Here is a 20,380-nt window from a genome sequence, read left to right as displayed (position 1 = left end):
GGGCGCGGGCGACGCGACATCGCCCGCTTCGGGGGATGCCCGGCGACCGGCGCGCACCGGCACGGCCGGCGTGCGGGCGCCCTTGCCGGGGCCGCGCGCCGCGGCGACCCTCGGGCGATGAGCACCGTCGTCGACCTGAGGGGGCGGCACCTGCTGACCCTCGACGACTACACGGCGGCGGAGATCGTGCACCTGATCGACCTCGCCGCCGAGCTGAAGGCCGCCCGGCGCGACGGCCGCGAGGTGCCGCGGCTGGAGGGCAGGGAGATCGCGTTCGTCTTCGAGCAGGACGCCCCGCACGCGCGCTGCGCGCTGGAGGTCGCCGCCCGCGACCAGGGCGCGCACGTCACGCTCCTCGGGCCGGGCGGCGCGCGCCTCGGCCGCGACGAGTCCGTCAAGGACACCGCGCGCGTGCTCGGGCGCCTGTACGACGCGATCGAGTACCGCGGCTTCGCCGAGGCGATCGCCGACGAGCTGGCGCGCTGGGCGGGCGTGCCGGTCTACAACGGGCTGACCGGCGAGTGGCATCCGGCGCAGGTCCTCGCCGACTTCCTGACCCTGCGCGAGCACGTGCGCAAGCCGTGGTCGGAGATCGCGCTCTGCTACCTCGGCGACGCCCGCTTCACGATCGCCGACACCTACGTCGCGGGCGCGGGCAAGCTCGCGATGGACATCCGGATCGCGGCGCCCGAGAGCCTCTGGCCGTCGCCCGCGGTCCTCGACCGCGCCCGGGCCCACGCGGCGCAGGGCGGCGGCACGGTGCTCATCACCGAGGACGTCGAGGAGGCGGTCGCGGGCTGCGACGCGCTGATCGCCGACGCGTGGGTGGCGCCGGGCGAGCTCCCGGAGGTGTGGGCCGAGCGCATCGCGCTCCTGCGCCCCTACCAGGTCAACGCGGACGTGATGGCGCTGACCGGCAACCCCGACGTCAAGTTCCTGCACGGCCTGCCCGCGTCCCACAACACCGACACGGCGCGCGGCCAGGAGATCCTGGACGCGCACGGCGTCGAGGCGCTGGAGGTCACCGAGGAGGTCTTCGAGTCGCCCGCGTCGGTCGTCTTCGACGCGGCCGAGAACCGGATGCACGCGATCAAGGCGGTCCTCGTCGCCACGCTCGGGGCCTGAACGGCGTCGCCGGCCCGCTCGGCGCCGGGCGCGGGCCGCCGGTGCCTAGACACCAAGAAGGTGTCCGTGCGAGTCCTTTAAGATCGGGAGGCACAACCACGAAGGGTTGCTGCACATTCGAGAGGGAGTGTCGGACCCATGCACGCCGCACCGCTCGCACGCACCGTCCCCGCCCGCGAGATGCTCTCGCGCCCCGCGCTCTACGTGCTGCTCACGACCGCCGCGGTCACGCTGACCGTCGCCGCCGGGACGCTCGGCGCCGAAGCCCGCGGGACCGGCCATCCGGGAACCACCGCGCTGCTGAGCGCGATGATCGCCGGCGTGCCGCTGGCCGCCGGGCTATACGGCTGCTACACGCGGCAGTTCCCGGCGTTCGCGCGCCTGCTGCTGATCGTCGGGGCCGTCGCGGCGCTGACCGCGCTGGCCGAGTCCGACGACGATCTCGCCTACACCGTGGGCCGCCTGGCCGCCTACGGCCTCGAGGTGCTGCTGGTCGTGGCGCTGCTGGCGTTCCCCAGGGGCGCGCCGCGCGGCCGCGGCGACCGGGCCCTGGTCGGCGCCATGGGCGCCGCCGCCGGCCTGCTCGCGCTGACCGCCATGGTCTCGGACACGTTCCGCCTCCCGAGCCCGTACACGAGCTGCACCGCCCACTGCCCGGACAGCGGGATCTCGGTCGCGGCGCTGCCCGCCCCGGTCGTCGACGCGCTCTTCGCGCTCGGCGGCGCGATCGCCTTCGCCGTGCTCGTGCTGGTCGTCGTGCGCCTGGAGCGGCGGGTCGTGGACGCGCCCGCGCCGCTGGGCGCGGTCCTGCGCCCGGTGCTGTTCGCGGGCATGCTCCGCACGACGCTCGTCGGCTGGGCGATCGTCGGCCGGACGCTGGACCCCGGCGCGTCGGCGACCGCGCTCGCGACCACGCTCGTCGCCTGGTCCACGCCGCTGCTGGGGATCGCGTTCCTCGTCGGCCTGGTCCAGCTGCGCCTCGGCGACGAGCGGGCGCTGGTGGTCCTCGCGCGGCGCGTCGGCATCGCCACCAGCCCCGCGCTGGTCCAGCGCGCGTTCGCCGAGGCGTTCGGCGACCGCGGGATGCGGCTGCTGCTGGCCGACGAGCACGCCGCGCGCCACGACCCGTCGCGCCTGGTGCGCGAGCTGCGCGACGGGGAGAACCGCGTCCTCGGCGCGCTGTCCTGCGACCCCACGCTGGCCGAGCGGCCCGACCTGCTGGAGGCGGCGAGCGCGCTCGGCACCGTCGCGCTGGAGAACCTGCGCCTGGCGCGCGCGGCCGACGTCGCGGCGGGCGAGGTCGCCCGGTCGCGCCTGCGGATCGCGGCGACCGCCGAGCGCGAGCGCAGGCGGATCGAGCGCGACCTGCACGACGGCGCCCAGCAGCGGCTGGTCGCGCTGCGCATCGAGCTCGGGCTCGTCGAGGAGCTGGTCGCGCGCGGCCACGCGCGCAACAGCATCGAGCGCCTGCACGAGCTGGAGGCGTCGGTCGAGGCCGCGCTGGAGGAGCTGCGCACGCTCGCCCACGGCGTCTGCCCGCCGCTGCTGGCCGACCGCGGGCTGGCCGAGGCGCTGAAGGCCGCGAGCGTGCGCTGCCCCGTGCCGGCGCGCGTCAGCGCCGAGCGCGTCGCGCGCTACCCGTCGGAGGTCGAGAGCGCGATCTACTTCTGCGTCCTGGAGGCGCTGCAGAACGTCGCCAAGCACGCGCGCGGCGCGCGCCGGGTGCTGGTCACGCTGCGCGACGACGACCACGGCCGGCTGACGTTCTCGGTGCGCGACGACGGCGCGGGCGCGCGCGACGACCGCCTCGGCGCGGGCGCCGGGCTGGCGAACATGCGCGATCGCGTGGAGGCCGTCGGCGGCGAGCTGCGGATCACGATGACCCGCGGCGCGGGCGCCGAGGTCCGCGGCAGCGTCCCGGCGCGGGCGCTCGACGGCTCGGGAGGCTAGACGCGGCCGTGCAGGTGCCAGAGCCCGCGCAGGCGCCCGGGCGACAGCTCCTGCTTGCGGACGTGCGCCGCCGCGCCCGCCGACGCCATCGAGGCGGGCAGGTCGGCCAGGCGCTCCAGCGAGATCAGCACGACGACCGTGCCCGGCGCCACGGCGGGCAGCCGCCGCGCGGTCTCGATGCCGTCCAGGCCGGGCATCCGGACGTCCAGGAGCACCAGGTCGGGGCGCAGCTCGGAGGCCAGCGCCAGGGCCTCCTCGCCCGAGGACGCCTCGGCGACCAGCTCGAAGCCGTCGGTGGACTGGACGAGCTGGCGGGCGACCCTCCGGAAGACCGGCTGGTCGTCGACCGCGAGCACCTTCACCACCGACACGCGCTCACCGTCCCGCCGACGGGCGCGGCGGGCAAGGGCATGCGCGCCTCTCCACGCGCGTGCGCGCACCCCGTTTGACAACGGGTCCGCGCAGGAACATATTCGTCCCCATGACCGCCCATGCGCCGAACGGGGATGCGGGCGCGGGAGCACGGATCTTGCGGGTCGTCGCCGCCGACGACAGCTTCCTCGTGCGCGAGGCGCTGTCGCACGTGCTCGAGGGCGCCGAGCGGATCGACCTCGTGGAGATCTGCCCGGACGCCGACACGCTGCTGGCCGCCATCGACCAGGCGCGCCCCGACGTCGTCGTCACCGACATCCGGATGCCGCCGACGCTGACCGACGAGGGCCTGCGGATCGCCGCGCGGCTGCGGGAGACGCACCCCGAGATCGGGGTCGTGCTGCTCAGCCAGTTCGCCGAGCCGCGCTACAGCTTGGCGCTGCTGGACCAGGGCTCCGACGGCCGCGCGTACCTGCTCAAGGAGCGGATCCAGTACCGCGGGCAGCTGGTGTCGGCGATCGAGTCGGTCGCCGAGGGCGGCTCGGTCATGGACGCCAAGCTCGTCGAGGGCCTGGTCGCCACGCGCCGCCGGGCCGAGCGCTCGCCGCTCAACGAGCTGACGCCGCGCGAGCTGGAGATCCTGACGTTCATCGCCCGCGGCCACAGCAACCAGGCGATCGCCGACGAGCTCGTGCTGACCAAGCGCGCCGTCGAGAAGCACATCAACGCGATCTTCCTGAAGCTCGGGTTGACCGACCAGTCGGACGTGGCGCGGCGCGTGAAGGCCGCGCTGCTGTACCTGTCCGAGCACGACGGGGACGGCGACGGCGGCGGCTGACGCGTCAGATGACCCCGCCCCGCCGCGGATGGCCGTGGGCGACCAACCCGTACAGGATGAGGATGTCGACGCCGAACAGCGCGAGCGACAGGAACGGGTAGCCGGGGATCGCCAGCAGCTGGGCGATCGCGTTGGCCCCCGCCGCCAGGATGCCGATCCAGCGGCCGTACTGGTTGCCGGCGAAGAGGCCGATCGCGCCGGTGACCTGGATCGCGCCGATGACCAGCACGACCCAGCCCCACGTGTTGAGGTCGCTGATGACGTACTGGGCGTTGTTGACGTAGAAGTTGGCGCTGTCGATCGCCGCCCATCCGTAGATGAAGTTCAGGATGCCGCCGATCAGGAGCATGATCGCGGCGAACCCCCACCAGGCGGCGCCGCTGTCGTCCTCGAAGCGCTGGGTTCCGCGAGGCGGCCCCGACACGGGGTCGGCGGGCGGCGGATAGGTCGGGCTGGACATCGGGTGCGTCCTCCTCGTGGTCGGTGGGTGGTGGGTCGGGGTCAGGTCGGGCCGGCGTCCACCAGGCCGAAGGCGGTCGCGCGGGCGACGGCCTCCGAGCGCGACGTGACGCCGAGCTTGCGGTAGACGGCGTGGGCCTGGGACTTCACGGTGTGGCCCGAGGTCCGGAAGCGCTCGCCGATCTCGCGGTAGCTGAGATGGGTCGGCAGCAGGCGCAGGACGCGCAGCTCGGCGACCGTCAGCGGCTCCGAGATCACCGGCGCGGCGACCGCGACGGCGTGCGCGTCGTGCAGCGCGGTGGCGATCCAGGCGCGCAGGCCGTCGGCGCCGGCGACGTGTCCGGCGGCGCGGTCGGCGCGGGCGAGCCGCTCGCGGGCCCCGGCGATCGCGCCGAAGCGCAGCCGCGCCCGTCCGGCCGCGAGGTCGGTCTGGGCGGCGTACCAGGCCGGCGGGCGGGCGCCGTCCAGCAGGCGCTCGGCGCTCGCGACGTCCTCGGCGGCCGCCGCGTAGCGGCCGTCCAACGCGCGCACGAGCCCGGCGACGGCGAACGTGAGCGCCGTCGCGGGCAGCTCCTGCAGGCCCTCGGCGACGACGCGGGCGCGGGCGCGCTCGGCGATCTCCCGGGCGGCGGCGCGATCGCCGGCCTCCGGGCGGCCGTCGCCCAGCAGCGTGAGCAGCGCCAGCTCGGCCTCGCACAGCGCAGCCAGCCCGGGCGCGGCGACCGCGCAGGCGCGGCGGCCGTCGTCCAGGGCGACCGCGCCGGGCGCGGCGGCGCCGGCGAGGAGCGCGCCGGAGCCCTCGGCCAGGCGCCCGAGCCCGTGCAGCGCCTGGCAGCGCGGCACGGCGGTTGATGCCCGGGCGCCCTGAGCGCGCAACGCGGACGAGTCGTCGACGACGAGCGCGCCGAGCGTGGCCCGGCCCGCGGCGGCTGAGGGCGACAGCGGGCCGGTCACGCGGCCGAGGTGGTGGTCGAGCCGTTCGGCGTCGAGGTCGGTGAAGGCGACGATCGCGTGGGCGAGCGCCAGCGTGGGCGCCTCGGCCTCGGCGTGCGCGGGGATGCGCTCCAGCCGCCGGCGCAGCCGCGTGGCGCGGGCGCTCCAGGCGTCGCCCTGGGCCGCGTCCCACAGCAGCGTGCCCGCCTGCCGCAGGTCGCCCGCGGCGAGCGCGTGGCGGACGGCGCCGTCGACGTCGTCGTGCTCGGCGTGCCAGGCGCCGGCGCGCCGGTGCAGCTCGCGCTCGGCGCCGGGCTCGGCGGCGCGCAGCTCGGCGAGCAGGACGTCGCGGACCAGCGGATGGCAGCGCACGCCGCCGTTGCCGCGCTTGAGCGGCACCGCGGCGAGGTCGGCGGCCAGCGTGCGGGCCTCGGGCGCGCGCAGGACGGCGGCGCAGCCGTCGGGGTCCAGCGCGTCGAGGACGGCCGCGCGGCGCAGCAGCCGACGGCGGCGCGCCGGGAGCTCGTCGAGGATCTCGCGGCGGACGAGGTCGGCGACGCCGTCGTCCTCGCCGCCGAACGCGCGGGCGGCCAGGCCGGGCGACGAGGCGGCGTCGAGCGCCTGCGCGGCCAGCGAGACCGCCGCGGGCCATCCGTCGATCGCGGCGACGAGCGCGTCGGCGGTCTCGGCCGGGAGGCGGACGCCCGCGGCGTCCAGCGCGGCCCGCGTCTCGCCGCGGGTCATCGCCAGCTCGGAGGCGTCGAGCGTCAGCAGCCGGCGCTGTGCGCGCAGCCGGCCGTGGGCGAGACCCGCGGCGTCGCGGGTCGCCACCGCCAGCAGGCAGCCGGGCGGGAGCCGCGCGGCGATCGCCGCGAGGTCCTCCACGCCGGCGGCCGCCGGCGGTCGGTGGTCGGCGACCAGCACGCGCTCGGGCGCGCCGTCGTCGCGCCGCACCGCACGCGTCACCTCGGTGGCCAGGCGCGTCCCCGCACGCAGCCAGGTGAACGGCCGGGCATCCTCGGCCTCCCACTGGCGCAGCAGGACGGTCTTGCCGTAGCCCGCGGGCGCGGCGAGCAGCACGACCGGCACGTCGCGCGCGCGCTCCAGCCGGCCGACGAGCCGCCCGCGCGCCACCAGGCCCTCCCGGGCCGGGGTCGCGGAGGGCCCAGGAGGGGCCGGCAGGTGGTGGGCGAGACGCGCGAGGGTCATCGTGTGGGTCGTCCGTCCCACCGACGATCCCGCCCGGCGGCCGGGGCGGGCAAGGGCGCGCACCGGTCGGTCCGACGCAGGCGCGCACCAACGGTCAGCCGGCGAGGAGCTCGAGCGCACGGCGCGTCTTGGTCGCCTGCTCGCCGCTGGTGTCGATGCCGCGGCCCGCGAGGTAGGCGCGCAGGCGGGCGGCGAGGTCGAAGGCCTCGCGCGGCGGGCTCTTGGCCGACAGCTCGATGATCCGCGACTCGTCGGGATACAGCCACAGCTCGGCGACGAGCTTGCGCTCGACGATCCGTGGGACCGAGCGGAGCTTGAGCACGAAGATCGGGCCGAGGACCTTGAGGTCGTCGAGCGTGACGCCGTCGGGCGCGTAGCGCTCGAACAGCGCGCGCTGGGGCTTGGTGAACAGCTTGCGCGGCGACTTGGCGTCGCGCACGACCGTCCGGACGTCGGCGGCGGCCTGCGCCTTCAGCGAGCCCGAGCAGACGAACCCGCCGGGCATCGCGTCGACCTCGATCCCGAAGCCCTCGGTCCGGCGCAGCTTCGACGAGACCTTGGCCGGGTCGACCGGCCGCAGCTTGACGACGGTGTCGTCGGGGCGGCCCGCGACGCGCCGCGCGCGGACCACCACCCCGCTCCGGTCGAGGCGCAGGTCGGGCGTCTCGAAGAAGAAGACCTGGCGGATCTGCGCGTCGAGCGGGTCGAGGTCGAGCGCGGCGAGCGCGTCGCGCAGGTGCTCGGGCGGGATCGTGACCTTCAGCTCGGCGCTGTCGGCCAGCTGAAGCAGCGGCAGCAGCTCGCCGAGCTGCTGGTCGGTGAGCGCGGGACGGTGCGCGGGCGGAGCGGTCGTGGGGGCGCTGGTGCTCATGGTGGAACCTCCGATCGCGCCGATGTTCCGCGCCCCATGGGTGAGCGGCCATCATCCGGTTCGGGTGAGGCGGGCGTCAGCCGCGATCGGCGGCGGCGTGGCCGCCGGCGCGCTCTGGGCGCGCGCGTGGGCCGGCCGAACGGCTGACGGCCGCGCGGTTTCGAGCTACCGTCGGCACGTGGAGACCCGGCGGGCCGGAGCGTGGGCGAGGCCGTGATGTGAGCGAGCGCGCGCACGCCCACGAGCACGACCATGGCCACCATCATGGTCACGGCCACAGCCACGGGCTCGTGGATCCGTCGATCGCGCGCTCGCGCGAGGGCGTGCGCGTCGTCGTGGCGTCCTTGGCGCTGCTCGGCGCCACGGCGGCCGCGCAGGCGGCGATCTACGTCGCGACCGACTCGGTCGCGCTGCTGGCCGACCTGATCCACAACGTCGGCGACGCGCTGACCGCGATCCCGCTCGGCGCCGCGTTCCTGCTGCGCTCCGACCGCGCCGAGCGCTGGGCCGGGCTGGTCGTGGTCGCCGCGATCTTCGCCAGCGCGCTCGTCGCCGGGATCGTCGCGCTGGACCGCATCGTCCACCCGCTGGCCCCCGAGCACCTGCTCGCGCTGGGCCTGGCGGGCGGCGTCGGCGTCCTGGGCAACGGCGCCGCCGCGCGCGTCCGCCTGGCCGGCGGCGCGCGCCTGGACAGCGCCGCGCTGATCGCCGACGGCCGGCACGCCCGCGCCGACGCCGTCGTGTCGGTCGGCGTCGTGGCCAGCGCGGTCGCCGTCGCGCTGGGCGCGCCGATCGCCGACCCGATCATCGGCCTGGCGATCGCCGCGCTGATCCTGCGCATCACCTGGCAGAGCCTGCTCACGGTCCGCCACGACGACCGCGGCCGCCGCTGAGGCGGCCGGGCCCGTGGGCCTCCGCCGCCCGGCCCGCGCGGCGCCTCAGTAGCCGAGCGTCTTGTGCGACACCTTCTCGCAGTGCCGGATCACGTAGTGCTTCTGCGCGCGGCGGCTGATGTAGAGCGTGTCGCGGCCGGGGCCGCAGTCGATGACGCCACGGCCGTAGTGGGCCTTGATGTAGTCGTTGCCGGGGCCGGCGTCGATGATGTTGGTGCCGTGGCCGGCGTAGATGAAGTCGTTGCCCGCGCCGCCGAAGATGGTGTCCTTCTGCGTCGAGGGCTGGCCGGAGGGCTTGTAGTCGGCCCAGATGACGTCGCCCTGTTGGCCAGCGTAGATGGTGTCGTTGCCGTGGCCGCCGAGCAGCTCGTTGTGGCCGCGGTGCGCGACCGTCCCGGTCCGCGAGGCGCAGGAGCGGTTCTTGTGGAGGCCGTCGCACGAGTAGGACGGATCGGTCCCGGCGAACAGGTCGCGGCCGGGACGGGCGTCGATCGGCCGGCTCTGGTCCCGCTTGTTCATGATCAGCACGCCGGTGAACTTCGGCCAGCCCTCGTGGCTGGTGTTGGCCGTGGCGGTCGCGCCGCCGAAGGCGGTCGCCGCCAGCGCGGCGGTCAGGGGGATGGCGAGTCTGCGCATGGCGGGCAGGGTGCCCAGGCGCCGCGGCGTCCCATGCGGCGGGCGTCAGCGTCTCGACGGTCAGCTCCGCCGATCGGTGGAGGTCGGACGGGCGGCCCGTTCGGAGCCTGACGTCGCCCTCGTCCGATCGGCCCCCACCGGTCGGTCGAGGCCCGCGCCGCGCGACCGACGGCGAGCGTGGTCTCGACGCCGACCAGGCCGGGCGCGGCTTGCACAGGTTGTCCCCCCATCAACCGTGCAAAGTCCTCCAACTCGCGAGCTGCCCTTGCCCAGGAGGAAGAACCGGAAACAGGATCGACGATCTGCCGCGGGAGGGCGGAGATGATGAACTTGCTGCAGGGATGGCGCGGCCCACTGTCGGGCCTCGCATCGGTGGCCTGTGTCACGACGGTGGCGGCGCTGCCGGCCGTGGCCGGCGGCGCGAGCGTCGCGCACGCCGCCGCCGGGCTCACGCGGGCGGCGGCCGCCTGCCCCGGCGCCGAGACCCCGATCGGCTCCACGACGCTCGCCGCGAGCCGGGCCGCGCTGTCGTGCCTGATCGGCGCGGTGCGCGCCGAGCGCGGGCTCGGGCCGGTGCGCGCCGACGACCGCCTCGCGGCCGCCGCGCGGTCCCACGCCGCCGACATGGTCCGCCGCGGCTACTTCGCCCACCGCTCGCCGGACGGGTCCAAGGTCGGCGACCGCCTCGCCCACGCGGGCTGGACGCCGTCGCGCGGCTCCTGGTGGGCCGGCGAGATCCTCGTCGCCGGCAGCGGCGCGGCGGGCACACCGCGGCGCCTGGTCGCCGCGTGGCTGATGAGCCCTCACCATCGCTCGGTCCTGCTCAGCGCGCGGCCGAACGCGATCGGCCTCGGCGCCGTGCGCAACACCCCCGACCGCGAGCACGCCAACACCGGCATCACCGTCGACGCCGTGTTCGCCCGCCACTGCGCCGGCGGCCCCGGCGCGACCGGCACCGACCCGCTCTCCGGCTACCGGACGCGCTCCCACCAGGACCGAGAGCCCGACCTGTGCGCCGCCTGACCCTCGTCCTCCGCTCGCGCTGGAGAACGTCGTCATCGCCGCGCACGCCGCCTACTCCTCGGTCTACGACGGGTCGCCGGGCGCGGGCCCGAGGCCCCGCCCGCCCGGTCCGTCGGAGCCGACGTCGTACTCCTCCAGCGGCACCAGGCCCCGCGACCAGCCCTCCAGGATCGGGGTGACGACGCGCCACGCCTCCTCGGCCTCGTCGCCGCGGATCGACAGCGCGCTGTTCGCGATCAGCACGTCGAGCAGGATCCGGCCGTAGGCGGGCAGCTCCGGCGGCTCCATCTCGGCGCCGAGCCGCAGCGGCACGAGGCTCATCGCGGGGCCGATGCCCATCAGCTCGAGGCTGAGGCCCTCCGGCTCCAGCCCGAAGCGCAGCGTGTTGGGAGCGGACGCGAACGGGTGGCGCGGCACGGGCCGGAAGCGCACCACCACCTCCATGCGATCCCGGCCCAGCGCCTTGCCCGTGCGCAGCCGGAAGCGCGTGCCCGACCAGCGCCGGCTGTCGAGCTCCAGCACCACCTCGGCGAACGTCTCGGTCCCGCGCTCCGGCGCGACCCCCTCCTCGCCGGCGTAGCCGCGGTAGCGGCCGCGACGCGTGCGCGCGACGACCTGCTCGTCGCCCATCGGGCGCACCGACCGCAGGACGTCGACCTTGCGATCGCGCAGGTCGCGCTCGGACAGGCTGTTCGGCGGCTCCATGGCCACCAGGCAGAGCAGTTGTAGGAGATGGTTCTGGACCATGTCCTTGAGCGCGCCGACGTGGTCGTAGTAGCCGGCCCGCCCCTCCAGCGCGAGCGACTCGTCCCAGACGACCTCGACCTCCTCGATGTGCGCGCTGTTGAAGATCGGCTCCAGCACCCGGTTGGCCAGGCGCGTCCCGAGCACGTTCTGCACGGTGGTCATCGCGAGGAAGTGGTCGACGCGGAACACGTGGCGCTCGTCGACCAGCGCGGCGAGCAGGCGGTTGAGCGCCATCGCGCTCTCCAGGTCCTCGCCGAACGGCTTCTCCAAGACGACCTGGCTGCCGTCCGGGATCCCGGTTTGGTGCAGCGCGGTGACCGCGATCGGGAAGACGGCCGGGGGCAGCGCCAGGTAGGCCGCGACGGGACCGTCGCCCGCGATGCACGCCGCCACGCTCGCCGGGTCGGCGAGGTCGAGCCGCTCGTAGCGCGCCGCGCGCACCACCGCCTCCTTGGCCGCGGCGTCCAGGTCGCCGTCGGCGCGCGCCAGCCGGCCCTCGGCCCAGCTCCGGTAGCGATCGTCGTCGAGGTCCTCACGGGCGGCGCCCACGACCTCGAAGCGCTCGGGCAGATGCCCGCGGGCCGCCAGCGCGGCCAGCCCCGGCAGCAGGTAGCGGCCCATCAGGTCGCCGGTCCCGCCGAAGACGACGAGCCGCTCGATCATGGTCCGCCGCCGCTCGCGCGCGCCAGCGTGACGCCGGCGGCGATCACGCCGATGTGGCTGAACGCCTGCGGGAAGTTGCCGCAGAACGCGCCGGTCGTGGGGTCGATCTGCTCGGGCAGCAGCCCGAGGGCGCTCGCCCGCGCGCACAGCGAGGCGTAGAGCTCCGAGGCGGCGTCGTGCCGGCCCTGGCGCGCGAGGGTCTCGACCAGCCAGAAGCTGCACAGCAGGAACGCGCCCTCGTCGCCGGCGATCCCGTCCGGGGAGTCCTCGTGCCGGTAGCGGTACAGCAGCCCGTCGCCGGCCGCCAGCCGGTCGGCCACCGCGTCGGTGGTCGCCACCATGCGTGGGTGGTCGGCGGGCACGACGCGGCGCAGCGGCAGCGCCAGCAGGCTCGCGTCGAGGCTGCCGCCACCGTCGAGGTGCTCGCTCAGCGTCCGGGCGTCCTCGTCCCAGGAGCCTTCGAGCACGGTCGCGCGCAGGTCGGTGGCGGCGGTCCGCCACCGCCAGGCCGCGCCCGGCAGGTCGAGCCGCTCGGCGAGGCGGGCGGCGCGGTCCAGCGCGACGTGGCACAGCCCGGCCGAGTAGGTGAACACGCGGCCTTCGCTGCGCACCTCCCAGATCCCCTGGTCGGGCTGGCGCCAGGCGTCGACGGCCAGGTCGGCCAGCCCGGCCAGCCCGGTCCAGAGGTGGTCGTCCAGCCGCCCTCCGCCCCGCACCCACTGGTACGCGCAGTCGAGCACCTCGCCGTAGACGTCGTGCTGGCGCTGGTCGGCGGCGCCATTGCCCCAGCGCACCGGCGCCGAGCGCCGGTAGCCCTCCAGCTCGCCGTCGACCACCTCGTCGGGCACGGGGCCGCCCGCCACGTCGTACATGATCCGCGGTGCGCTGCCGTGCTCGAACGTGTCGAGGACCCAGCCCAGGAACGCTCCGGCTTCCTCCTCGAACCCGATCCGCCGCAACGCGTACACCGAGAACGAGGCGTCGCGGATCCACGTGTAGCGGTAGTCCCAGTTGCGCACGCCGCCGATCGGCGCCGGCAGCGACGAGGTCGGCGCCGCGATCAGCGCCCCGTTGCTCCAGTGGTCGCACAGCTTGAGCGTGATCGCGGCCCGCCGGACCATGGCGTCCTGGGGTCCCGAGTAGTCGAAGTCCTCCATCCAACCCCGCCACGAGCGGGCGGTCGCGGCCAGCAGCTCCTCCGCGTCGAACCGGTGGTGGCGGTACGCGCCGCCCCAGGACAGCACCACGTCGAGGCGCTGGCCGGCGTGCAGCTCGTGGACGCTGTCCAGGGCGTCGAGCCGGTGGTCGCAGCGCACGTGCAGGTCGAGGTCGGGCCGGCGCCAGGCCTCCACGGAGAGGCCGCCCGCGGCGGGCCGCGCGGTGGCCCCGCCCCGCGGCTCGATCGCGACCCGCAGCCGGACCGAGCCTTCGCGCACGACCGCCGAGCGGATCAGCTCCTGGCGCCCGGCCGGGGCGTCGTCGCTCAGCACCGCGCCCGACCGCAGCGCGAGCGCGTCGGTGACGGCCACCACGCCGGTCGGGGTGCGCAGCTCGGTGACCAGCACGGCGGTGTCGGGCTCGTAGCGCTGCCGGGCCTCGGTCACGTCGTCGGGCGCGACCGTGAAGCGCCCGCCGCCGGCGTGGTCCAGGAGGCCGCAGAACAGCGGCTCGGAGTCGAAGCGCGGAACGCACAGCCAGACGACGTCGCCGTCGAGGCCGGCCAGCGCCGCCGTCGTCCCGTCGCCGATCAGGCCGAGGTCTTCGAGCGGCGGATAGCCGTCGTCTCGGCGTACCCGGCGAAACGGAGGATCCGGGTCAAGCACCGCCGCCCCTCGTCCGGCGGCGGCCCCGGAGCGCGGGCCGCTGGGTGCGGCCGAGCTGGTCGTCGGCGCCTCGCACGGCATCCAGAGTGCTCGCTCGGAGCGAGCGACGCAAGCGGCCCCCGCTCGCCGGCCCTCAGGTCAGCAGCCCGCGACGCATCCCCGCGGCCACGGCGGCCGCGCGCTCGGAGACCTCGAGCTTGGCGTACAGGCTGCGCAGATGGGTCTTGACCGTGGCCTGGCTGAGGTGCAGCTCGGCGGCGATGTCGGCGACCGACAGGCCCTCGGCGATCCGCTCGAGCATCTGCCCCTCGCGCTGGGTCAGCGGCGGCGCGCCGCCGGCCGGTCGTCGCCGAGCGCGGCGCGGCTCGGCCGGACGTTGGTCACGCTTCGCGGTGTCAACGGCTGCGCACCTGTCCCCCGCGGAGCGTGTGCGTCATGACCGAGCTGACCGAGCAGTGTGCTTGCACACACTGCTGAGGATCAGTACGGTGGCGCACCGCCGCATCGCCAATTTGCGGCCCTGCACGCTGAGCGCTCCTCGGCGGTCCCTGCGACGTGGAGAGGTCCAAGTTGTCCATCCGTGCCCTGTCGGCTGCTGTCCTGATGCTTTGCGTGTTGCTCTGCACCTCGAGTGCCAGTGGGGCGGATGCCCACCGGGCTGCACGTCTCGGTTCGGGTGGCTCGTTGACGCGGCTGCCCGATGCGCCGATCCTTCCGCAGGCGGCCGCGCCGTTCGGTGGGTCTTCTGCGCCGGTCCCGCAGAGGCGTGTCAAGACGCGCGCGCTGAAGTTGACCGCCCACTCGGGTCGGCGGTTGGGGCGTGCGTGGCGCAGGGCGCAGGCGCAGCGGCGACGGGCGCTGCGGGCGTTGCGGGCGCCGGCGGCGCGGCGTGCTCGTGTGCGGTCGCGCACGGCGTATCGTCGGCTTGGGGCGCGTGCCGCGTTGCGGGCGATGCAGGCCGCGGCGGCGCAGGTGACGACGCAGCCGGCGTGGCAGCCGCCCAGGCTGCGTGATGGCGAGAAGGTCCTTGCCTACACGAGTTCGACGACGATGTTGGTCGACGAGCCGGGCACGGCGGGCAACCTGGTCGTTGAGTCATCCTGGCCGTTGGTGACCGAGGACGCCCAGGGTGCGTTGGCTCCGACCGACATGACGCTGCAGCCGCTGGCGTCGGGCGGGTGGGCCCCGGTCAACTCTCCGGTCCGAGACGTGATCGGGCAGGATCTCGGCGCGGGCGTCACTCTGGGCGCGGGCGCGGACACGTTGACGATCCGGCCTGGCGGCGCAGGGGACGCGGTCGGGGTTCGGTCGGCCAACAAGGTGTTCTACGCGAACACCGACGCCGACATCGACACGATCGTGGAGCCGACGCCGAGCGGCGTCGGGCTGGACTGGACGCTTCGCTCTCCGTCGGCTTCGGAGCAGACGAGCATGACGTTGGATCTTCCGGTCGGGGTGACGCTGCTGGCGTCGGGCACGACGGTGGACCTGGTGCAGGGCGGGCGGGTGGTCGGCATGGTGTCTCCGCCGATGGCGTGGGACGCCCAGAACACGCAGGTCCCGGTGCGCTATGACGTCTCGGGCTCGACGATCACGGTGACGACCAGCCACCACGGGCGCGACCTCGCCTACCCCGTCAGCGTCGACCCGGTCATCTTGTACAACGGCGGCACCGGCCCCTTGGTCGCGCTGGATCCGGGCTTCTTCCCGGGCCCGACGCAGACGGCCAACTGGGCGTACACGGCACTGCCCGGCTATGAGTCGTACTTCAATGGTGGGTTCACGGGTGGCCGCTTCTTCATCGCGGCGTCGGCGGGTCTCTCGGCGGGCAACGCGGTGTGGATGAACCGGCGGCTGAACGCGTTTGCGACGCGCGTCGACTTCCCCGACGTTCGCTTCAACGCGGCGGCCAACGTCTGCCTGTTCGCCGGCCTGTGGAACTTCAATGCTCCCAACGCAGGCGTGGAGACGGGATATGCGGGCATCCCCAACGGTCCGTCCGCCCCGTACCTGTTCGGCAACTGCGCCGGGCTCAGCGGGGCGACGTACATCACCGCGTGTGTCTCGAGTGTGTGCGATCCGAACGTGGGGACCACCGGCAACTGGTCGGGCGTCAACCTGATCGTGGCGGGGCCGGTGAGCGGGTCGGGCGCCGTCATGAGCTTCACCGGTGCCTATCTGTACTGGAACGACCATGATGCGCCGGCGCTGACCGTGAGCGGGCTGCCAACGGGTTGGACCAGCAACAACCACCCCAGCGCCTACGTGTACCTGCACGACAACGGCCTCGGCATCGGCACCGACGCCTCCGTCAACGACCATCGGGACATCGCGTGGGCCACCATCGACAACGACCCCGCCGTGAGGACAGCGCCGCTCAGCTCGAACCACGCGTTGTGCAGCGGCACGCTGAGCAGCCAATGCTGGGCCGACGGAGACGCGACGCTGGCGTTCAGCACGGTCCCGGACGGGGTGCGCACGGTGCACTTCAGCGGGCAGGACATCCTGGGCCACACCACGACGACAGACAGGACCGTGATGGTCGACACCACCCCGCCGGTCATCACGACGACGGGGCGCTTGGCCGATCTCGGTCGGTCGACATCGGGCTCTGAGCCGTCGCGATCGGTGAGCAAGACGGTGCACCTGACCGCGATCGCCAGTGACGCCAGCGCCAGCGTCGCCACCTCGGGAATGGGCTCGTTCATCCTGACGACCTCGCAGCCAGGATTCCTGACGGTCAAGCAGATGATCCCTGAAGTGCTCGCCGACGGCTCGATGAAGTTCGACTACGACTTCGCGCCCAGCGGTTGGAATCAGGGGCCGGTCACGTTCACCCTCAGTGCCACGGATGCGGCAGGGAACGTCGCGAGCAACAGCTTCACGGTCAACGTCGCACGCGGCGACATCAACACCCTGATCGAGGGCCAGAAGACGGCCAAGCGCCTCGTGTTGCAGGCCGAGGATCTCAAGCCCACCTCGCCGGCCTCGACGGTCGTCTTTCAGTACCGGACCAAGACCACCGCGTGGCAGAACATCCCGGCGGCGAACTTGCAGGCCATGGACGGCAGCGCGATCAGCACCAACTCCTTTGCGGTGTCGGCGAGCACGCATCGCAGCCCGCAGGTGGTCTACAACGTCACCGATCAGCTGCCTACCGCGACGCAGGTCTACGTGCGCGGCTACTTCAGTGCCGCGGCGGGTGACACGACCGACGACGTGTTGACCGGGATCGACACCACCGGACTGGGCACCAGCGACTCGATGCGCGACATCGGCCCGGGCCAGGTGGACGAGCTGACCGGCAACTTCCAGCTGAGCGCGACCGACGTCGACATCGACAGCTTCAAGGAGTCCCTCGGGATCACGCGCACGTACAACTCGCGTAACCCCGGAATCATCGTGAATGCCGTGCAGCCGTTCGGTCCGGGGTGGACGCTGGGCATGCCGGTCGATGATGACGCGAGCATCTACACCAAGGTCATCGACTACAACGCCTCCAGCGACCCTGACCTCGCGTTCCTCGGTGCGGCGGAGGTCGACACCAGCGATGGCAATGCGCTGCCGTTTGAGGAGCATGAGACCGACAACGGCTACTACTCGCTGCCTGAGCTGGACGGCTTGAGCTTGCAGCGTCAGGTCGACGTCAAGGGGAACACGACGTCGTTCACGCTCACCGACCGTGACAGCGGCCAGAAGCTGACCTTCGGCAAGGCTTCGGGCAACCCGGGCGAATGGGCGCTCAGCACGGTGCAGCAGGCCACCAGCGCGGTGGCGACGACGTTCCAGTACTCGCCGGGGACCGATGGTCGGCAGCGGCTGACCGACGTCATCGCGCCGTCGCCGGTGGACTGCACGGGCACGAACCTCTCGACGGCGGCGGGGTGCCGCTCGTTGCACCTGAACTGGAACAGCGGCTGGACGCGCGTGACGAGCATCGACTTCGTCGCGCCCGGCAACGGCTTGACCAACAACAAGGTCTCGGTCGCCGCCTACACCTACAACTCCGACAACCGGCTCAGCTCCGCCTACGACCCACGGCAGGGCGCGGCGCTGGCCACGCAGTACGCCTACGACACGAACGGCCGGCTCTCGACGATCACCCCGCCGGGCGAGAACGCCTGGACGCTGAGCTACACGCAGACCGGCGGCGAGTGGTCGACCGTCGGCCGCCTGGGGAGCGTGTCGCGCTCCCAACCGGTCGGCGCCGCGGGCACGCCGACGACGGCGAAGCAGACGGTCCTCTACGGCGTCTCGGTCAGAGGCTCCGGCGCGCCCTACGACATGAGCGCCGGCGCACTCGCCGGTTGGTCGCAGGTCGATGACATCCCCACCGACGCGACCGCGCTGTTCCGGCCCGACGACGTGCCCGACAGCGCGTCGACCTACGCCAAGGCCACCGTCCACTACCTCGACGCGTTGGGCCGGTTGACCAACGAGGTCCGGCCCGGCGGTGAGACGACCACGACCGAGCATGACGCCGGCGGCAACGTCACGCGGGAGCTGAGCGCGGTCAACCGGGCCACCGCGTTGGCGACCGGGTCGACGACCGCGGCTCACGCCGCGCGGGCCCAGGAGCTGAGCACGGTCCGCTCGTTCGGCGAGCGGACGCAGGGCTCGGGCTGGCGACTGCTTGACGAGAAGGGGCCGCTGCACTCCACGCGGTTGGCCAACGGCACGACCGTCCAGGCACGCAAGCACACCGTCTACACCTACAACGACTCCGATCCCGATTCGAAGTCGTTGAACCTGCCGATCAAGACGGTCAGGTCGGCCTATGTCGCCGGGACGGGGGACAGCGACTCTCGTACGACGGCGATGACCTACAACAGCGACGGTCTGCTGACCAGCACGGCCATCGACCCGGCCGGCCTCAACTTGGTGACCAGGACCGAGTACAACAGCCTCGGCCTGGTGACCTACCAGGAGCAACCGCGGTCGTCCAGCCAGACGGCGGCCAGCACGCGCCGCACGATCTACTACACCGTGGGCGCCAACGCCGACGGCAGCGACTGTTCCAACAAGCCCGCCTGGGCCAACCTCCCGTGCAAGACGAAGACGGGCGGCCAGCCGACCAGCACGTTGCCCAAGCTGCCGGAGTCGGTCTATGAGTACGACGCCTACGAGCAGCAGACCAAGAAGACCGACTCCGTCGACGGCACCCCGCGCCGCGTCCAGATCGACACCTACAACGGCGACCGCCACACGTCAAGGACGGTCACCGGCAGCACGGGCGACGCTCGTCCGCCGGTGGTCTACGGCTACAGCTCGACGACGGGCCGGCTGCTGACCGCCACGGCGCAGTCCAGCCCGACGAAGACCGTCACGCGTGCCTACAACGCCGCCGGTCAGATCTCGTCCTACACCGACGCCGACGGCGGGACGACCACGACGGCCTACGACATCGATGGTCGCCCGACGACGATCACCGACCCATCGGGTACCCGGACCATGGCCTACGACGCGACGACCGGCCGCACGTCGTCGATCACCGAGCCCCAGCTCGGCGCGATCACGACCGCGTGGACGGCCGATGGCGCGCTCAGCAGCGAGGTGTTCCCCAACGCCAACGTCAAGTTGACCATCGCCAGCGACGAGACCGGCACCGTGACGGGTCGGACCTACGTCGCGCAGTCGCCGTGCGGCACGGGCTGCACGATCTACAGCGACAGCGCCACGCGCTCGATCCACGACCAGTGGCTCACGCAGACCGGCACCGACAAGACGCGCACCTACGCCTACGACGCCGCGGGCCGTCTGACCTCCTCCAGCGACGCGCCGGGCGCAACCGCGTGCGTCACCAAGACCTACACCTACGACACCGACGGCAACCGCCTGACCCGCAAGACCTACCCAGCCGGCACCGGCGGCGCCTGCTCGACATCCACCACACCCACGACCCAGACGCTGGCCTACGACGAGGCCGACCGCCTCAACAACTCCGGCTACGCCTACGACACGCTCGGGCGGATCACCACCGTCCCCGCCGCCGACGCCGGAGGCACCAACGCGCTGACGTCCAGCTACTACGTCGACGACCGCGCCCACACGCTCACCCAAGGCGGCACGACCACCACGCTGGACCTCGACCCGCAGGACCGCGTGCGACAGCGCACGGTCGGCTCCGGCACCCCGACGGTCAACCACTACGACGACAGCAGCGACGAGCCGGCCTGGACGACCCAGGGCAGCACGACCCTTCGCAACAGCGAGGACGCCACCGGCGACGTCGTCGCGACGGTCGGCCCGTCGGGTGGCGGCTCGTCGAGTTGGTCGGCGCCGACGACCTCGGTGCTGGACAACTTCAACCGCGCCGACGGCGGCCTGGGCTCCAACTGGACCAACCTGACCGGCACCTCCGCAGGGGCGATCGCCTCCAACCAGGCCAAGATCAACGGCACCTCCTACGGCTATGAGTGGTGGAACGCCGCGTCGTTCACCGGCGCGGGCGAGGTCTACATGACGGTGCCGGCGGTCAGCACCACCACCAACGACCAGCTCTACCTCGACATCGTCTCGGGCTGGTCGACGGGCAGCCTCAACGGCTACGAGCTCACGCTGGCTCGCGGGACGACCAACGACACCGTCCAGATCTCCAAATACACCAACAACAGCGAAACCTCGCTGGGCTCGGCACAGACCATGACCGGTCACCTCGCCGCCGGCGACAAGATCGCCCTGACCCGCGAGGCCGGCGGCCTGCTGAAGGTCTGGCGATCGGCATCGGGCACCACCACCTGGACCCAGATCGGCACGACGATCACCAACACCACCTACTTCGACGCCGGCCAGTCCTGGCAGATCGCCTGGGGCGCCTCCAACTCCGCCTACCGCGTCG

The 20,380-nt window shown here is 73.6% G+C and carries 14 protein-coding genes; 6 read left to right on the top strand and 8 right to left on the bottom strand.

What is annotated here, in order from left to right:
- Positions 1 to 117: 117 nt before the first annotated feature.
- Positions 118 to 1,125, top strand: coding sequence for an ornithine carbamoyltransferase (argF, locus tag VFG42_RS20430; RefSeq protein ID WP_324910645.1), 1,008 nt, complete (start codon positions 118 to 120; stop codon positions 1,123 to 1,125).
- A gap of 138 nt (positions 1,126 to 1,263) precedes the next feature.
- Positions 1,264 to 3,075: a sensor histidine kinase gene (locus VFG42_RS20425; protein WP_324910644.1), complete on the top strand. Its 1,812-nt coding sequence runs from the start codon at positions 1,264 to 1,266 to the stop codon at positions 3,073 to 3,075.
- Here the strand turns inward: VFG42_RS20425 and VFG42_RS20420 are convergent.
- Positions 3,072 to 3,446 carry a response regulator transcription factor gene (locus VFG42_RS20420; protein WP_324910643.1) on the bottom strand — a complete coding sequence of 125 codons (375 nt, stop codon included), beginning with the start codon at positions 3,444 to 3,446 and terminating at the stop codon, positions 3,072 to 3,074. The genes VFG42_RS20425 and VFG42_RS20420 overlap by 4 nt on opposite strands.
- Positions 3,447 to 3,556: 110 nt before the next feature.
- Between VFG42_RS20420 and VFG42_RS20415 the strand changes: the two genes are divergently transcribed.
- Positions 3,557 to 4,285: a response regulator transcription factor gene (locus VFG42_RS20415; protein ID WP_324910642.1), complete on the top strand. Its 729-nt coding sequence runs from the start codon at positions 3,557 to 3,559 to the stop codon at positions 4,283 to 4,285.
- A gap of 4 nt (positions 4,286 to 4,289) precedes the next feature.
- Here the strand turns inward: VFG42_RS20415 and VFG42_RS20410 are convergent, their stop codons facing one another.
- The 3 genes from VFG42_RS20410 to VFG42_RS20400 all read right to left on the bottom strand — a co-directional run bounded on the left by VFG42_RS20410 (position 4,290) and on the right by VFG42_RS20400 (position 7,757).
- Positions 4,290 to 4,745, bottom strand: coding sequence for a DUF7144 family membrane protein (locus tag VFG42_RS20410; RefSeq protein ID WP_324910641.1), 456 nt, complete (start codon positions 4,743 to 4,745; stop codon positions 4,290 to 4,292).
- A 41-nt stretch (positions 4,746 to 4,786) separates the two neighbouring features.
- Positions 4,787 to 6,886, bottom strand: a complete 2,100-nt coding sequence (locus VFG42_RS20405) for a helix-turn-helix transcriptional regulator (RefSeq protein ID WP_324910640.1) — start codon at positions 6,884 to 6,886, stop codon at positions 4,787 to 4,789.
- Positions 6,887 to 6,980: 94 nt separating this feature from the next.
- Positions 6,981 to 7,757: a hypothetical protein gene (locus VFG42_RS20400; RefSeq protein WP_324910639.1), complete on the bottom strand. Its 777-nt coding sequence runs from the start codon at positions 7,755 to 7,757 to the stop codon at positions 6,981 to 6,983.
- Positions 7,758 to 7,975: 218 nt separating this feature from the next.
- On the opposite strand from VFG42_RS20400, the gene VFG42_RS20395 reads away from it, so the two are divergent.
- Positions 7,976 to 8,650, top strand: a complete 675-nt coding sequence (locus VFG42_RS20395; RefSeq protein ID WP_324910638.1) for a cation transporter — start codon at positions 7,976 to 7,978, stop codon at positions 8,648 to 8,650.
- Positions 8,651 to 8,695: 45 nt separating this feature from the next.
- On the opposite strand, the gene VFG42_RS20390 is transcribed toward VFG42_RS20395, so the two are convergent.
- A complete protein-coding gene (locus VFG42_RS20390; RefSeq protein ID WP_324910637.1) occupies positions 8,696 to 9,286 on the bottom strand; it encodes a hypothetical protein in 591 nt (196 codons plus the stop codon).
- A gap of 372 nt (positions 9,287 to 9,658) precedes the next feature.
- Here VFG42_RS20390 and VFG42_RS20385 point away from each other — a divergent pair, with 372 nt between their 5' ends.
- Positions 9,659 to 10,309, top strand: coding sequence for a CAP domain-containing protein (locus tag VFG42_RS20385; protein ID WP_324910636.1), 651 nt, complete (start codon positions 9,659 to 9,661; stop codon positions 10,307 to 10,309).
- 63 nt (positions 10,310 to 10,372) lie between these two features.
- Here the strand turns inward: VFG42_RS20385 and VFG42_RS20380 are convergent, their stop codons facing one another.
- From VFG42_RS20380 to VFG42_RS20370, 3 genes are all read right to left on the bottom strand, one after another.
- Positions 10,373 to 11,719 (bottom strand): glucose-6-phosphate dehydrogenase, encoded by a 1,347-nt coding sequence (locus VFG42_RS20380; protein WP_324910635.1) that lies wholly within the window; start codon positions 11,717 to 11,719, stop codon positions 10,373 to 10,375.
- On the bottom strand, positions 11,716 to 13,542 hold the full coding sequence (locus tag VFG42_RS20375; RefSeq protein WP_324910634.1) for a glycoside hydrolase family 15 protein: 1,827 nt from the start codon (positions 13,540 to 13,542) through the stop codon (positions 11,716 to 11,718). The genes VFG42_RS20380 and VFG42_RS20375 overlap by 4 nt, the downstream gene beginning before the upstream one ends.
- A 133-nt stretch (positions 13,543 to 13,675) precedes the next feature.
- Positions 13,676 to 13,864 carry a response regulator transcription factor gene (locus tag VFG42_RS20370; protein ID WP_324910715.1) on the bottom strand — a complete coding sequence of 63 codons (189 nt, stop codon included), beginning with the start codon at positions 13,862 to 13,864 and terminating at the stop codon, positions 13,676 to 13,678.
- Positions 13,865 to 14,493: 629 nt separating this feature from the next.
- Here VFG42_RS20370 and VFG42_RS20365 point away from each other — a divergent pair.
- On the top strand, positions 14,494 to 20,380 hold a 5,887-nt coding region (locus VFG42_RS20365), incomplete at its 3' end, for a DUF6531 domain-containing protein (protein WP_324910633.1).

This window comes from Baekduia sp. (assembly GCF_035685985.1).
Taxonomy (GTDB): domain Bacteria; phylum Actinomycetota; class Thermoleophilia; order Solirubrobacterales; family Solirubrobacteraceae; genus Baekduia.
This window is presented reverse-complemented; position numbering and strand designations above follow the sequence as displayed.